6 protein-coding genes are annotated in these 15,482 nt (G+C 69.8%); 5 read left to right on the top strand and 1 reads right to left on the bottom strand.

The annotated features are described in order from the left end of the window. Window positions 1-521 precede the first annotated feature (521 nt). Entirely contained in the window at window positions 522-4,043 is a 3,522-nt protein-coding gene (rpoB, locus tag JJJ14_RS09470) for a DNA-directed RNA polymerase subunit beta (RefSeq protein WP_201443980.1), read from the top strand. A 180-nt stretch (window positions 4,044-4,223) separates the two neighbouring features. After that, a complete protein-coding gene (locus tag JJJ14_RS09465; protein WP_009407052.1) occupies window positions 4,224-8,177 on the top strand; it encodes a DNA-directed RNA polymerase subunit beta' in 3,954 nt (1,317 codons plus the stop codon). Window positions 8,178-8,302: 125 nt separating this feature from the next. Here JJJ14_RS09465 and JJJ14_RS09460 read toward each other — a convergent pair whose 3' ends face one another. After that, entirely contained in the window at window positions 8,303-9,259 is a 957-nt protein-coding gene (locus JJJ14_RS09460; RefSeq protein WP_201443979.1) for a DUF4862 family protein, read from the bottom strand. A gap of 148 nt (window positions 9,260-9,407) precedes the next feature. Between JJJ14_RS09460 and JJJ14_RS09455 the strand changes: the two genes are divergently transcribed. The 3 genes from JJJ14_RS09455 to JJJ14_RS09445 all read left to right on the top strand — a co-directional run bounded on the left by JJJ14_RS09455 (window position 9,408) and on the right by JJJ14_RS09445 (window position 15,293). Further along, the gene (locus JJJ14_RS09455; protein WP_201443978.1) at window positions 9,408-11,840 is read left to right on the top strand and encodes a sialidase family protein; all 2,433 of its coding nucleotides are present in this window, start codon (window positions 9,408-9,410) and stop codon (window positions 11,838-11,840) included. A gap of 70 nt (window positions 11,841-11,910) precedes the next feature. Continuing rightward, window positions 11,911-14,124, top strand: coding sequence for a beta-galactosidase (locus JJJ14_RS09450; RefSeq protein WP_201443977.1), 2,214 nt, complete (start codon window positions 11,911-11,913; stop codon window positions 14,122-14,124). Window positions 14,125-14,225: 101 nt separating this feature from the next. Beyond that, window positions 14,226-15,293 (top strand): hypothetical protein, encoded by a 1,068-nt coding sequence (locus JJJ14_RS09445; protein ID WP_201443976.1) that lies wholly within the window; start codon window positions 14,226-14,228, stop codon window positions 15,291-15,293. Window positions 15,294-15,482 lie beyond the last annotated feature (189 nt).

The raw sequence follows: 15,482 nt of genomic DNA, 5'->3' as shown, positions 1-15,482 counted from the left end.
GGACGGCCAGCAGGTGGACGGGTTGGAGGGGCGGTGGGGGATCGGGGACGTACATGTGCGCCGAGGACTGCGATGTCCTCCAGGTCACTGAGGTCCGTCCCCAGTGGTCTGGGGGAGAACGCAGTCGCCGATCGGAAAGTACGTTCCCGACGCCGTCGGCCGGAAGGTATCGGGCGGGCGCGCGGGGCTGGCGTGCCGGGCGCGAGCCGGCCGGCAGCCGCTCAGCGAGAGGCGCCCACTGAGGGACTCAGGTCACGCAGTGGACACGGGTGGGGCAGTATGCGCGACTGTGGTGGGAATCGCAAGGAACCAGGGCGGATCGGCGTGGAGTCCTTGACGTCGGCCGTGTACGCTAGCGCTTTGCGTGCATTGTGTGTATTGGTGCGAGGAGTATCTGCCCTCCGTACGGGCTTCGGCCCGTCGGAACCCTGGCGGGCGTGAGCCCGGCAACGGAGATTCTACTCAACCCGGTGCTCGCAGTGCGCGTTGTGTGATCCCCGATCTGAGGGAAGGATCCCCCTTTGGCTGCCTCGCGCACCTCCGCACCCACTGCTGCTGACATCGCCGCTCGTACCGCGTCGCGTCGTATCAACTTTGCCAAGATCGCCGAGCCCATGCAGGCTCCGAATCTGCTCGCCCTCCAGACCGAGAGCTTCGACTGGCTCGTCGGTAACGAGAGGTGGCGCGAGCGGATGACCGCCGCCAACAAGGCACACCCGGGCTCCCTGCCCGAGACCTCCGGTCTGGAGGAGATCTTCGACGAGATCTCCCCGATCGAGGACTTCGGCGAGACCATGGCCCTGTCCTTCCACGACCACCGCTTCGAGGAGCCGAAGTACACGGCCGAGGAGTGCCAGGAGAAGGACCTCACCTACTCCGCCCCCCTCTACGTGGTGGCGGACTTCGAGAACTTCTCCACCGGTGAGATCAAGTCCCAGACCGTCTTCATGGGCGACTTCCCGCTCATGACCGACAAGGGCACCTTCATCGTCAACGGCTCCGAGCGCGTCGTCGTCTCCCAGCTGGTGCGCTCGCCGGGCGTGTACTTCGAGCGCACCACCGAGAAGGCCACGGACAAGTACGTCTACAACGTCAAGTTCATCCCCTCGCGCGGTGCCTGGCTCGAGTTCGAGATCGACAAGTCCGACCGCGTCGCGGTGCGCATCGACCGCAAGCGCAAGCAGGACGTCACCGTCTTCCTGCTGGCCCTGGGCATGGACGAGTCGGAGATCCGCAAGGAGTTCGCCGACTACCCGGCCCTGACCTCCGCCCTGGACGAGGACCGCAAGATCACCACCCAGGACGAGGCGCTCCTGGACATCTACAAGAAGATCCGCCCCGGTGAGCCGCCGAGCGTCGAGGCCGGACGCACCCTGCTGGAGAACTTCTACTTCAACCCCAAGCGCTACGACCTGGCTAAGGTCGGCCGCTACAAGATCAACAAGAAGCTGGGCCTGGCCTCGGACCTGACCGAGTCCACCCTGCGCATCGAGGACATCGTCGCGGCCCTGCGCTACCTGCTGGCCCTGCACTCCGGCGCCGAGACCGTCGAGGGCGTGCGTGACGGCGAGATCACCGAGATCGCCGTCGAGTACGACGACATCGACCACCTGGGCAACCGCCGCATCCGTGCGGTGGGTGAGCTCATCCAGGCGCAGGTGCGCACCGGTATGAGCCGCATGGAGCGTCAGGTGCGCGAGCGCATGACCACCCAGGACGTCGAGGCCATCACGCCGAACACGCTCATCAACATCCGGCCCGTGACGGCCGCGATCAAGGAGTTCTTCGGCACCTCCCAGCTCAGCCAGTTCATGGACCAGAACAACCCGCTGGCGGGTCTGACCCACAAGCGCCGCCTGAGCGCCCTGGGCCCCGGCGGTCTGTCCCGTGAGCGCGCCTCCATGGAGGTCCGCGACGTCCACACCTCGCACTACGGGCGCATGTGCCCCATCGAGTCCCCCGAGGGTCCCAACATCGGCCTCATCGGTTCGCTGGCGACCTTCGGGCGCATCAACCCCTTCGGCTTCGTCGAGACCCCCTACCGCGTCGTCGTCGACGGCCGGGTCACCGACGAGACCCACTACCTGACGGCCGACGACGAGGACCGCCACGTCATCGCCCAGGCCAACGTCACCCTCACCGAGGACGGCCACTTCGCCGAGGACCACGTCTTGTGCCGCGTCACCGGCGGTGAGCCGGCCCTCGTGCCCTCCTCGCAGGTGGACCTCATGGATGTCTCCCCGCGCCAGATGGTGTCGGTGGGTACCTCCCTCATCCCCTTCCTCGAGCACGACGACGCCAACCGCGCCCTCATGGGCGCCAACATGCAGCGCCAGGCCGTGCCGCTCATCCGCCCCGACGCCCCGCTGGTGGGCACGGGCATGGAGCGGCGCACCGCCGTCGACGCCGGTGACGTCCTCGTGGCCGACAAGGCCGGTGTCGTCACCGAGGTCTGCGCGGACTTCGTGCGCGTGGCCAACGACGACGGCACCGAGAACGTCTACAAGGTCGCCAAGTTCCGCCGCTCCAACCAGGGCAACTGCTACAACCAGCGGGTCGTGGCCACCGAGGGTGAGCGCGTCGAGGTCGGCACGGTCCTGGCCGACGGCCCCGCCACCAACGAGGGCGACCTGGCCCTGGGCCAGAACCTCCTGGTCGCCTTCATGACCTGGGAGGGCCTCAACTACGAGGACGCCATCATCATCTCCCAGCGTGTGGTCGCCGAGGACATGCTCACCTCGATCCACATCGAGGAGCACGAGGTCGACGCCCGCGACACCAAGCTGGGCGCCGAGGAGATCACCCGCGACATCCCCAACGTCAGCGAGGAGACCCTGGCCAACCTCGACGAGCGCGGCATCATCCGCATCGGCGCCGAGGTCCGCAGCGGCGACATCCTCGTGGGCAAGGTGACCCCCAAGGGGGAGACCGAGCTGACCAGCGAGGAGCGCCTCCTGCGCGCCATCTTCGGCGAGAAGGCCCGCGAGGTGCGCGACACCTCCCTGCGTGTGCCCCACGGCGAGTACGGCATCGTCACCGGCGTGCGCGAGATCGACGCCGCCTCCGACGACGCCGAGCTGCCCGCGGGCGTCAACCGCATGGTGCGCGTCTACATCGCCCAGCGCCGCAAGATCACCGTCGGTGACAAGCTCTCCGGCCGTCACGGCAACAAGGGCGTCATCTCCAAGATCCTGCCCGTGGAGGACATGCCCTTCCTGGCCGACGGCACCCCGGTCGACGTCATCCTCAACCCGCTGGGTGTGCCCAGCCGTATGAATGTCGGACAGGTTCTCGAGCTGCACCTGGGATGGGTCGCCTCCCGCGGCTGGGACGCCACCGCCGCCCGCGAGGCCGGCGAGGCCTGGACCGCAAACCTGCCCGAGAACGGGATCACGGCCGAGCCGCGCACGCCCGTGGCCACGCCCGTCTTCGACGGCGTGCGGGACAACGAGCTCATGGGGCTGCTGGGCTCCACGCTGCCGACCTCCGACGGCCTGCAGCTGGTCGAGCCCAACGGCAAGGCCCGCCTGTTCGACGGCCGCTCCGGCGAGCCCTTCCCGTACCCCATCTCGGTGGGCTACATGTACATCCTCAAGCTCCACCACCTCGTGGACGACAAGATCCACGCCCGCTCCACGGGTCCGTACTCCATGATTACCCAGCAGCCGCTGGGTGGTAAGGCCCAGTTCGGTGGTCAGCGCTTCGGTGAGATGGAGGTGTGGGCCATGGAGGCGTACGGCGCCGCCCACGCCCTCCAGGAGCTCCTCACCGTCAAGTCCGACGACGTCAACGGCCGTGTCAAGGTCTACGAGGCCATCGTCAAGGGCGAGGACATCCCCGAGCCCGGCATCCCCGAGTCCTTCAAGGTGCTCATGAAGGAGATGCAGTCGCTGTGCCTGAACGTCGAGGCCCTGGACGCCGAGGGCGTTGCCATCGCCCTGGACGACACCGACGACGACGGCTCCCGCGCCGCCGATGAGCTCGGCTTCGACCTGGGCCGGCGTCCGGGCGGGGCCATGGCCTCCACGGTTGACGAGATCTGAGTGGCCACCGCCTGGTGACGACTTCGTGACAACTTCATCGAGCCCCGGTTGAGGGCGGGTGGCCCACCCGCCACCCGCCCTCCCACCAGGCTCGCAGGCGCCGTCGGAGTCATGGAACAACGACGACGGAACGCCCCCAGACCACCACCTGATGAGATTTCACCATCGGAAGTAGGAACTGTGCTCGACGCCAACGTGTTCGACAGGATCCAGCTCGGCCTCGCCACCGCGGAGGACATTCGCTCGTGGTCCCACGGCGAGGTCAAGAAGCCCGAGACCATCAACTACCGCACCCTCAAGCCCGAGAAGGACGGCCTCTTCTGCGAGAAGATCTTCGGCCCCACCCGGGACTGGGAGTGCGCCTGCGGCAAGTACAAGCGCGTGCGCTACAAGGGGATCGTCTGCGAGCGCTGCGGAGTCGAGGTCACTCGCTCCAAGGTGCGTCGCGAGCGCATGGCCCACATCAAGCTCGCCGCGCCGGTCACCCACATCTGGTACTTCAAGGGCGTGCCCTCGCGCCTGGGCTACCTGCTCAACCTCGCGCCCAAGGACCTGGAGAAGGTCATCTACTTCGCGGCCTACATGGTCACCGAGGTGGATGAGGAGGGCCGCCACGACGACCTGCCCTCCCTGCGCAACGAGCTGGAGGTCAAGAAGAAGCACCTCGAGGAGTCCGGCCAGGCCGAGGTCGAGGCGCGCCAGCAGCGCCTCGAGGAGGACCTCGCCCAGCTCGAGTCCGAGGGCGCCGAGGCCTCCCAGCGCGACAAGCTCCGCAAGACCGCCGAGCGCGAGATCACGGCCATGCGCCGCCGCAACCAGCGCGCCCTGGAGCACATGGACAAGGTGTGGGACCGCTTCGTGAGCCTCAAGGTCGGTGACCTGGAGGGTGACGAGGTCCTCTACCGCGACATGGTCGCCGACTACGGCATCTACTTCAAGGGCTCCATGGGCGCCGAGGCCATCCAGGCCCGCCTGCGCAGCTTCGACCTCGAGGCCGAGGCCTCCGCCCTGGCCGAGATCGTCGAGAACGGCACCGGCCAGCGCAAGACCCGCGCCATCAAGCGCCTCAAGGTCGTCAACGCCTTCCGCATGACCGGCACCGCCCCGGAGTCGATGGTCCTGGACAACATTCCGGTCATCCCGCCGGACCTGCGCCCCATGGTCCAGCTCGACGGTGGCCGCTTCGCCACGTCCGACCTCAACGACCTCTACCGCCGCGTCATCAACCGCAACAACCGCCTCAAGCGGCTCATGGACCTGGGCGCCCCGACGATCATCGTCAACAACGAGAAGCGCATGCTTCAGGACGCCGTCGACGCCCTGTTCGACAACGGCCGCCGCGGCCGCCCGGTCACCGGCGTGGGCAACCGTCCGCTGAAGTCCCTGTCCGACATGCTCAAGGGCAAGCAGGGCCGCTTCCGCCAGAACCTCCTGGGCAAGCGCGTGGACTACTCCGGCCGTAGCGTCATCGTCGTCGGCCCCCAGCTCAAGCTCCACCAGTGCGGTCTGCCCAGCCAGATGGCCCTGGAGCTGTTCAAGCCCTTCGTCATGAAGCGGCTCGTCGAGCTCAAGGAGGCCCAGAACGTCAAGGCCGCCAAGCGCATGGTCGAGCGCGCCAACCCCAAGGTCTGGGACGTCCTGGCCGAGGTCATCCGCGAGCACCCCGTGCTGCTCAACCGCGCCCCCACCCTGCACCGCCTGGGCATCCAGGCCTTCGAGCCCCAGCTCATCGAGGGCAAGGCCATCCAGCTGCACCCGCTCGTGTGCGGCGCCTTCAACGCCGACTTCGACGGCGACCAGATGGCCGTCCACCTCCCGCTGGGCGCCGAGGCGCAGGCCGAGGCCCGCATCCTCATGCTGTCCTCGAACAACATCCTCAAGCCCTCCGACGGGCGCCCCGTGACCATGCCCAGTCAGGACATGATTATCGGCACCTACTACCTCACCTCCGACCCCGACCCGGCGGTCGAGGTCGAGCGCGACGCCGAGGGCAACGAGATCGTCCCGGCCTTCTCCTCCTTCGCGGAGGCGGTCATGGCCTACGACTTCGGCAAGCTCCACGTCAACGCTGCCTGCGACATCCGCTTCGAGGAGGGCATCGCCGCTCCCGAGGGCTGGCAGCCGCCCGAGGGCTGGAGCGAGGGCGACCCGATCACCCTGCGCACCTCGCTGGGTCGGGCCCTGTTCAACACCTCGCTGCCCGAGACCTTCCCCTACGTCAACTACATCGTTGACAAGAAGCAGCTGGGCAACATCGTCAACGCCCTGGCGGAGAACTACTCGCGCGTCGAGGTCGCAGCCTCCCTGGACGCCCTCAAGGCCAACGGCTTCTACTGGTCCACCTGGTCCGGTATCACCGTCGCCTTCGCCGACGTCGTCTCCCCGGAGGCCAAGCAGGAGATCCTCGTTCGCTACGAGAACGAGGCCGCTGAGATCGAGGAGCAGTTCGAGCTCGGTGCCCTCACCGAGGACGACCGCTACGCCTCCCTCATCGACATCTGGACCAAGGCCACGGCCGAGGTCGCCGAGGCGATGCGCGAGAACTTCCCGCAGCGCAACACCGTCTACCAGATGGTGGTCTCCGGGGCCCGAGGCAACTGGGACCAGATCCGCCAGCTCGCCGGTATGCGTGGACTGGTGGCCGACCCCAAGCAGCGCCTCATCGAGCGCCCGATCAAGTCGAACTACCGTGAGGGCCTGAGCGTCCTGGAGTACTTCATCGCCACCCACGGCGCCCGTAAGGGCCTGGCGGACACGGCGCTGCGTACCGCCGACTCCGGCTACCTCACGCGTCGTCTGGTCGACGTCTCCCAGGACGTCATCGTCCGCGAGGAGGACTGCGGCACCCGCAAGGGCCTGACCAAGCGGATCTTCTCCTGGATCGACGCCGGTGACGAGCGCATCAAGGAGCCCTCGGAGATCCTGGGCACCACCGTGTTCGGCACCACCCTGGCGCGCGATGCCATCGACGCCGAGGGCAACCTCATCATCGAGGCCGGCGCCGACCTGGGCGACGCCGAGATCCGGGCCGCCATCGACGCGGGCATCGAGGAGATCACGGTGCGCTCCGTGCTCACCTGCGACTCTAACGTCGGCACCTGCGCCGCCTGCTACGGCCGCTCGCTGGCCACCGGTAAGCGCGTCGACATCGGTGAGGCCGTCGGCATCATCGCCGCCCAGTCCATCGGTGAGCCCGGCACGCAGCTGACCATGCGTACCTTCCACACCGGTGGTGCGGCCGGCGCCGCCGACATCACCCAGGGTCTGCCCCGTGTGCAGGAGCTCTTCGAGGCCCGCACCCCCAAGGGCGAGGCCGCCGTGGCCGAGGCCGCCGGCACCCTCAAGATCGAGGACGACGCCGACGGCAAGCGCCTGGTCATCACCCGCGACGACGGCGAGGAGGACGTCATCGTCCCGGTCTCGCGCCGTCAGCGCCTGCTGGTGAACGACGGGGACCACGTCGAGCCCGGCCAGGCCCTCACCGAGGGTCCGGTCGACCCCAAGAAGGTCCTGCGCCTGCGCTCGGTGGCCGCCACCCAGCGCCACCTCGTCGAGGAGGTCCAGGAGGTCTACCGCTCCCAGGGCGTGGACATCCACTCCAAGCACATCGAGGTCATCGTGCGTCAGATGCTGCGCCGCGTGACCGTGCTGGACTCCGGGGACACCCGTCTCCTCCAGGGAGACCTCGTGGACGTCATGCACTACCGCGCCGAGAACCGCCGGGTCATGGCCGAGGGCGGCAAGACCGCCACCGGCCGTACCGAGCTCATGGGAATCACCAAGGCCTCGCTGGCCACGGACTCCTGGCTGAGCGCCGCCTCCTTCCAGGAGACCACGCGCGTGCTCACCGAGGCCGCCATGAACGGCAAGTCCGACCCGCTGCTGGGCCTCAAGGAGAACGTCATCCTCGGTAAGCTCATCCCCGCCGGTACGGGCCTGGCCCGCTACTCGGACATCGAGGTCGAGCCCACCGAGGAGGTCAAGGCGGAGGTCTTCTCCCGCGTGGACCTGGGAGACGGCGTCTTCGGCGAGTCCGTCGCCCTGGACGACTTCCACTTCGGTGGGGACCTGCGTGCGGACTTCTCCGACGACTTCCGCACCGGCTTCTCCAGCAGCGAGGACGTCGAGTTCTGACCAAGCCTCCACCGGGTCCACGGGACCTGAGGATCGCATAGCGTTCGGCCCGCTCCCCAGCAGGGGAGCGGGCCGAACGCCGTCAGAGACCGGGCCTGGAGGAGCCGGGCTCGGAGGAATGGGTCTCAGGCACTGAGCATGGTCTCGCGGACACGGCCGACCCAGGCGAGCTTGTCCTCCAGGGAGGCGCTCGCCGGGGTGTTGATCTTGAGACCCTCGTAGACCTGGACGCCGTCGGCGGCCCGCATCGTGGCGGCCACCCTCTCCGGAGTGAGCCAGCTGGTGGGCTCGTGCTCGGCCAGCGGCAGGTGGGCGTCAGCCCACGCCCAGGCCCACTGCGTCTCCTCCGGTCCGGCGCCTGAGATCATGACTCCGCCCAGGAGGCCCGCCTCCACGAGCTCGCGCACGTGGCTCTCCGGGGTGGACGGGTCATGGGTCTCGATGACGGAGCGCCCCCAGTTGACGGTGATGAGTGCCGCGGTGTCCCGGCAGGCGTCGATCTCTTGGGCCAGTGTCAGGAAGGCCTTCTCCGAGGGGCCCACGCCGCCCTCGGCATCGCAGTGCTCCACGATCATCCCCAGGCCGCGGGAGGCGAAGTCCTCGCTCAGCTCGCTCAAGGAGGCGTGGAAGGCCTCGGGGGTGGCCTGGTGGTGCGGCGCCGAGTGCAGCTCCACCCGGGTGACGAGCCGCTCGCCCGCAGCCTCGTGCAGGCGGTCGACGGCCTCCAGCAGCGAGCGGGTGTAGGCCAGTGCCTGAGCGCGTCCGCCATCGTCGGCGGAGGCCAGTCCGAAGACGGGGTCGGCTCCGGCGCGCCCCATGGTGCCCGGGATCGCCGTGATGACGCACTGGTCGAAGCGCCCGGCCAGCTGCTCGGCCAGCCACGGCTCGGGGGCGTCCAGGGCCTCCCGGAAGGGCAGCTCGATGCCGTCGACCCAGCCGAGGTCGGCCAGCGCGGCGTACAGGGCGGCGGCACCGCTGCGGTCCTCGTCGTCGGGCGGAAGCATGGGGTAGGCGCCGACGACGAAGGGCACGGTGCGGGGCTGGGCGGGTGTCTCAGTCCGATTCTCTGAGGTGGCGGACATATGGTCTCCTTGAGGTTCAGGGATCGTGCTACAGTGCGCGATACATCAGACATCATATGACTGGATGTGCGGTGGCGCACCGTCGCGCACGGCACTGCCGGTCGTTCAACGCCGGCGGAGAGCCGCTGCCGGCACAAAGGACCTCCCCATGCTCTTCGACCTCAGCGCATCCGAGACCTCCCCCCTGAGCCTCAGCGAGCAGGATGTCGCCGCCCTGGCCGCCTGCGGGCGCGGCACGATCCTTTTCGACGTCGCCGCCCGCGCCGACGCCACCCTCATCGCTCTCACTGGCACCAACGGGCGGATCACCCTGTCGCTTCGCGCCGGCCGTCTCGACGGCGAGCAGGTCCTCGGTGCGGTCGGCCGTCCGGAGGGGCCCTCCGGAGCCGGGAGTGAGAGCGGTATCCAGCGGCGGGTCCTCGACGCCGAGGACGCCCTGGGCCTGGACGACGGCCGCCCCCACACGATCGCCGTCACCGTCAACGAGACCGGCACCCACCTCTACGCCGACGGCTACGAGTGCTTCTCCACGACGCTGACCGCCTTCCTCGCCCAGATCGGGTTGACCGACGTGCGCATCGACCCCGACGGGATCGCCGCGGTCACCCGTCTGGCCGCCTGGGACGAGCCGCTCAGCGACCGCGCCGTCATGGCCCAGTCCCTGGCCGCCACCCCACTGGTCCAGTTCGCAGCCAGTGAGCTCTCCGCCCGCGACGCCCGCCGCGCCGGAGCCCTGGCCACCGGTTCCATCCGGGCGCTGCTGCGCACCCGGGGCCGCGGCCAGGGAGGCACCATCGTCGCCGCGAGCGGCCAGGGCGGCACCTTGTATCTCGACATCGACGCGCAGGGCCTGAGCTACCGGGTACTCCCCGGTGAGGACTCGCCGGAGACCGAGCCCCTCATCGAGGTGCGAGCCCCGGGCCACTGGGACGACGGGACCTGGCACGACGTCGTAGTCACCTCGGGGCGCGGCGCGGTGGAGATCCACGTCGACGGCTATCAGGTGGCCCTGGTCCCCGGCGGCGCCTTCCTGGCCGACATCGCGCCGGTGACGCGCGTCGTGGTGGGCGCCGACCTGGACGGCAGGCGCCTCTTCGGCGAGGCGCAGACCGCCATGATCTACGACGCCGCCCTCACCGACGCCCAGGTCAAGCGCCTGGCCGGGGCCGCCCCACTGCCCACGCGCGCCTTGTTCGACACCGGCTACCACGGCGCCCGGTCCTACCGGATCCCCTCCCTGCTCACCCTGGACAGCGGCGTCATTCTGGCCGGCGCCGACCAGCGCGTCTCCATCCCCAACGACGCCCCCAACGACATCAACCTCGTCATGCGCCGCAGTCTCGACGGCGGCGCCACCTGGGAGGAGATGCGCACCCTACTCAGCCTCCCGGGCACCGGGGCACTGGGCGCCAGCCTCATCGACTCCGTCCTGGTCCAGGACCGTTCCACCGGGCGCGTCATCTGCCTGGTCGACCAGTTCCCCGGCGGCATCGGCCAGCCCAACGCGGCTGTCGGTACCGGCTTCGACGAGGAGGGGCGCCGCGTGCTGCACAACCGCGCCGGCGAGCTCTTCGCCGTCGAGCCCGACGGCAGCGTCGTCACGCAGGCCGGCGAGGCCACCGACTACCGCGTCATCCTCAGCGGCGACGATGCCGCCGGGACCCGAGCCGGTGACGTGCTCCGGGGCGGCCGGTCGGTCGGCAGCATCTACCTCGCCCACGAGCAGGCCTCCGAGGACTGCCTCTTCCAGCACCGCGGCTCCCACCTGCTCATGCTCACCTCCGACGACGACGGCGCCACCTGGTCTGAGCCGATCGACATCACCGCCCAGGTCAAGGCCGACTGGATGTGCTTCCTGGGAACCGGCCCCGGCAACGCCATCCAGCTGACCGCGCCGGAGCACGCCGGACGCATCCTCGCACCCGTCTACTACAGCCACGAGGCCGGCGGTACCGCCTACCTGTCCTGCGCCGCCATCTACTCCGACGACGGCGGGACCACCTGGGCCCTGAGCGCCTCACCCAATGACGGACGCGAGGTGCTGGGCGCCGTCGTCCACTCCTGGGACCTGGCCGACGAGCGGGCCAGCCTGTACGAGTCCGTCCTCGTCGAAGGAACCGACGGCGCCGTACACGTGTGGGCCCGTAACCAGCACCCCTCGGGCAGAGTCGCCCACGCCGTCTCCCACGACGGGGGCGTCACCTGGGGGGAGGTCGACTACGACGAGCAGCTCCCCGAGATCTTCTCCCAGCCCAACGCCATCGCCATCACCGGCCTGGAGGGCGCAGCGGCAGCGGGGGACGGCGATGGCGTCAAGGGTGCGGTCGACCGGGGGATCGTCTTCGCCAACGCCTCCCGGATGCTGCCCTTCCGCGGCTGCGGCGTCCTGCGCCTGAGCGACGACGACGGCGCCACCTGGCCCCACAACCGAGTCGTCAACCCGCGCCACTACGTCTACCAGTGCATGGCCCAGCTGCCCAGCGGTGACATCGCCCTGCTGTGGGAGCGCGAGTGGCAGGGGCTGTTCCTGACCACCGTGCCACTGGCCTGGCTGACGAGCTCGCGCTCGACCATCAGCTGAGTCCGCCGGCCCCGCCGACCCGGGTGACCACGGTGGACGGGGCGGGGGAGAGGTGGGGGAGAATCGCCCCATGACGCGTCCCTCGCCCTCAGCCTCCACACCCCGCCGCGCCCCGCACGAGCTGCTGGGACTGACCGGCCCCGCCTACGGCGGCGACTACAACCCCGAGCAGTGGGATGAGGCCACCTTCGCCGAGGACCTCGAGCTCATGGCCGAGGCCGGCGTCAACCTGGTCTCCCTCGGCATCTTCTCCTGGGCGAGCCTCGAGCCGCGCGAGGGCGTCCACGAGCTCGACTGGCTGGTGGAGATCGTCGACCGTCTCCACGAGGCCGGCATCGCCGTCGACCTGGCCACCGCCACCGCCTCCCCGCCCGCCTGGATGGCCACCGACCACCCCGAGTCCCTGCCGATGAACGCCGACGGCGTGCGCCTGGGCCTGGGCTCACGCCAGCAGTACTGCCCCAGCTCCGCCGTCTACCGGGAGCGCTCCGCCGCCCTGGCCGCGGCGCTGGCCGAGCGCCTGGGCGACCACCCGGGCGTCGTCATGTGGCACATCGGCAACGAGTACGGCTGCCACATCGCCGAGTGCTTCTGCCCCGCCTGCGCCCGGGCCTTCCGGGCCTGGCTGGGTGAGCGTTACGGCGACGCCGAGCGCCTCAACGCCGCCTGGGGCACCGACTTCTGGTCCCAGCGCTATACGAGCCTGGAGCAGGTCGCCCCGCCCGGTGCCATGCCCACCTTCCCCAACCCCGCCCAGATGCTGGACTGGAGGCGCTTCAGCGACCACCAGCTGCGCAGCCTCATGGAGGCCGAGGCCCGTATCCTGCGGGAGCGCTCGACGCGGCCGGTGACCACCAACTTCATGGGTGACTTCCCGGCCACCGACTACTGGCGCTGGGCCGAGGCCCTCGACATCATCTCCGACGACTCCTACCCCGACCCCGCCGACCCGGCCGCCGCCCACGAGGTCGCCTGGGCCGGTGACCTCATGCGGGGCCTGGCCGACGGGCGCCCCTGGATCCTCATGGAGCAGGCGCCCAGCGCCGTCCAGTGGCGCAGGCGCAACTCGCCCAAGCGCCCCGGCCAGCTCCTCCTGTGGTCCCTGGCCCGAGTGGCCCACGGCGCCGACGGCGTCCTGCAGTTCCAGTGGCGCCAGTCCCGCCGGGGCGCCGAGACCTTCCACTCCGGCATGGTCCCCCACGCCGGGCGCGACAGCCGAACCTGGGAGGAGACCGTGGCCACCGGGCAGGCGCTCACACGCCTCGGGCCGGTCCTGGGGGAACCGGTGCGAGCCGAGGCGGCCCTCGTCCTGGATTGGGAGAGCCAGTGGGCCCTGAGCACCGCCATCGGCCCGGTCGAGGTCGGTGAGCGCTTCGAGACGGCCCGCGCCTGGCACCGCAGCCTGTGGGAGGCCGGGATCGCCACCGACATCGTCCCGGTGAGCCGGAGCCTGGAGGGCTACCGCCTCATCATCGTTCCCGCCGTGTTCATCGACCGCCCCGAGCTCGCCGAGCACCTGGAGCGGGCGGTCGCCGCCGGCGCCCAGGTCGTCGTGGCCGGTCCCACCGGGGTCGTCGACGCCAATGCGGGAGCCGTCCTGGGCGGCTACCTGGGATCCCTGCGGCCGCTGCTGGGGGTGCGGGTCGCCGATCATGCCGCCCTGACCGGTCAGGTCCAGCAGCCTGATCCCCGAGGCGCGCTCGTCAACCGCCTCAGCCGCGCCGTCGGGACCCCCGCCGCCGAGACCTGGATGGGACTGAAGGCCGTCAGCGAGCCTCTGTGCCGTGTCCTGGACCGGATGGGAACGCCCTCCCCCGATCTGCGCGCCGGCGGCTGGGCCGAGGAACTCCGTATCGACGAGACGCCCGAGGCGGCGGACGAGAACACCCGGGCGGGGCAGGGCCGGCAGCCGGTCGAGGTCGTCGCGGTCTTCGACGGCCGCGGCGGGGGAGCGGACCTGGCCGGCCGTCCCGCCATCACCCGGCGGTCTATGAGCGGGGCAGGAGCGGGCTGGTACGTGGCCGCCGACCTCGACGCACTCAGCCGGGCCGCCCTGCTGACACTGGTGTGCGCGCACGCCCGGCTGCGACCCGTGGTCGCAGACCTGCCTGACGGCGTCGAGGCCCAGCGGCGCGGGGACGTCCTCTTCCTGCTCAACCACTCCGACCGGGCCGCCGAGGTGGCTGGAGTCGTGGGCACCGACCTGCTGAGCGGCCAGTCCTGCACCGGCCACGTGATTGTGCCCCCGCGCTCGGCGCTCGTGGTGCACGAGAACACTCGGTGAGTCCTCCTTCGGGGCCGAGGCACCTCGTGCCGGTAGCCTCGGTGGCGTAGCCTCGTGGTCGTAGAGACCCCATCGTTACCCCTCTGGCAAGGAGCCTCATCGTGTCCCGTCCTCTCTCCCGTGGGCCGCAGTTCGACGACGATGCAGACGCGGACGCGGCTGTCGAGCGCACCGACCGCATCGAGCACATCGACCGCGGTCGGCCCACCGAGCGGATCGACCTTGCCCAGATGGAGGCGCAGTCGGGGGCCACGGAGGCCATCGCCATGCCGCCGGGGGACGAGGGATGGGGCTACCTGCCGCCGTCGACGTCGACCCCGCAGCTGGCCGCCTCCCCGGACCAGCGCAGCCAGTACACCCAGGTCCTCCAACCCATGCCCGCGGCGCCGCAGACGATGGCCATGGAGACGCCGCAGGTCTACCCGGCTGAGCCGGTCCAGCCGGTCTACGCTACCCCCGAGCCCGCACGGCCCATGGTCTCCCAGGTGCCAGTGCGTGAGACCTGGGACGAGCCCGAGCCGGAGCCCCCGGTGGAGCTTCCACGCCCGCCTGAGCGCCGTCGTACGGCCGCTCTGCCGTTGGGGACGATCATGGTGCTCGTGGCCTGCGGGGCTCTGGGCTGGGGGACCTACACGCTGCTGAGCACGCTGCACGTCTTCGAGATCCTCTCGACTCAGAGCTGGACGCCCAACTGGGCTGCGATCGGCGCCGTCGGCGGTGGCGCGGTGCTGGCCTTCTTCGCCTTCCTCGTGTCCTGCTCGGCGCTTGCCAGAGCCAAGCCGAAGGGGCCCGCCGCCCTGCTGGTCCTGGCGGCACTGTTCCTGCCCTTGGTGGCCACAGGAGCGGGCGTCTACTACGGGGCGGGCGTGCTCAAGACGCATACGTTGGCCGAGGCGGAGAGCTTCTCCGGCCAGCTCAAGATCGGCAATGTCGACCAGGTCCTCAAGGCGCTGCAGTCCGGAGTCTCCTTCCCCGGACGCGACGACCTCATCAGCATCCTCAACACGGTCAAGGAGAAGGCCGCTGAGCAGGGTGTCACCTCGCCGGACACGGACTCGCAGGGGACCGACCAGTCCGGGGACCAGCAGGACGGCTCCCAGGACGGAAGCGGTCAGGAAGGCGGCGACGGCCAGCAGGGTGAGGGCGACTCGGCGGGCGGCGAGGGCTAGCCTCAACTGCGGTAGGACGTTGGGCGCACCGAAGGCGGCTCTGCCCGTGCTCATCCGCGGACCGCGCGGATCGCATGTCAAGACTGGGTGATGAAACTGGTGCACGGCCGGTTTCCATGGGGTAGAACTGCCGTGTTTGATTCCCTATCGAAGGCAGCCCTGTGTCTACCAGCAGTTTTCCTCCTGATC

Source organism: Actinomyces sp. HMT 175, from assembly GCF_016694895.1.
Classification (GTDB): Bacteria; Actinomycetota; Actinomycetes; order Actinomycetales; family Actinomycetaceae; genus Actinomyces; species Actinomyces oris.
The sequence above is the reverse complement of the archived record's forward strand: the minus strand, read 5'-3'. Positions and strand labels throughout refer to the sequence as shown.

Coding starts and splice junctions, on each gene's coding strand:
- JJJ14_RS09450 (WP_201443977.1), top strand. CDS start 11,911: ATGACGCGTCCCTCGCCCTCAGCCTCCACACCCCGCCGCGCCCCGCAC.
- JJJ14_RS09455 (WP_201443978.1), top strand. CDS start 9,408: ATGCTCTTCGACCTCAGCGCATCCGAGACCTCCCCCCTGAGCCTCAGC.
- JJJ14_RS09460 (WP_201443979.1), bottom strand. CDS start 9,259: ATGTCCGCCACCTCAGAGAATCGGACTGAGACACCCGCCCAGCCCCGC.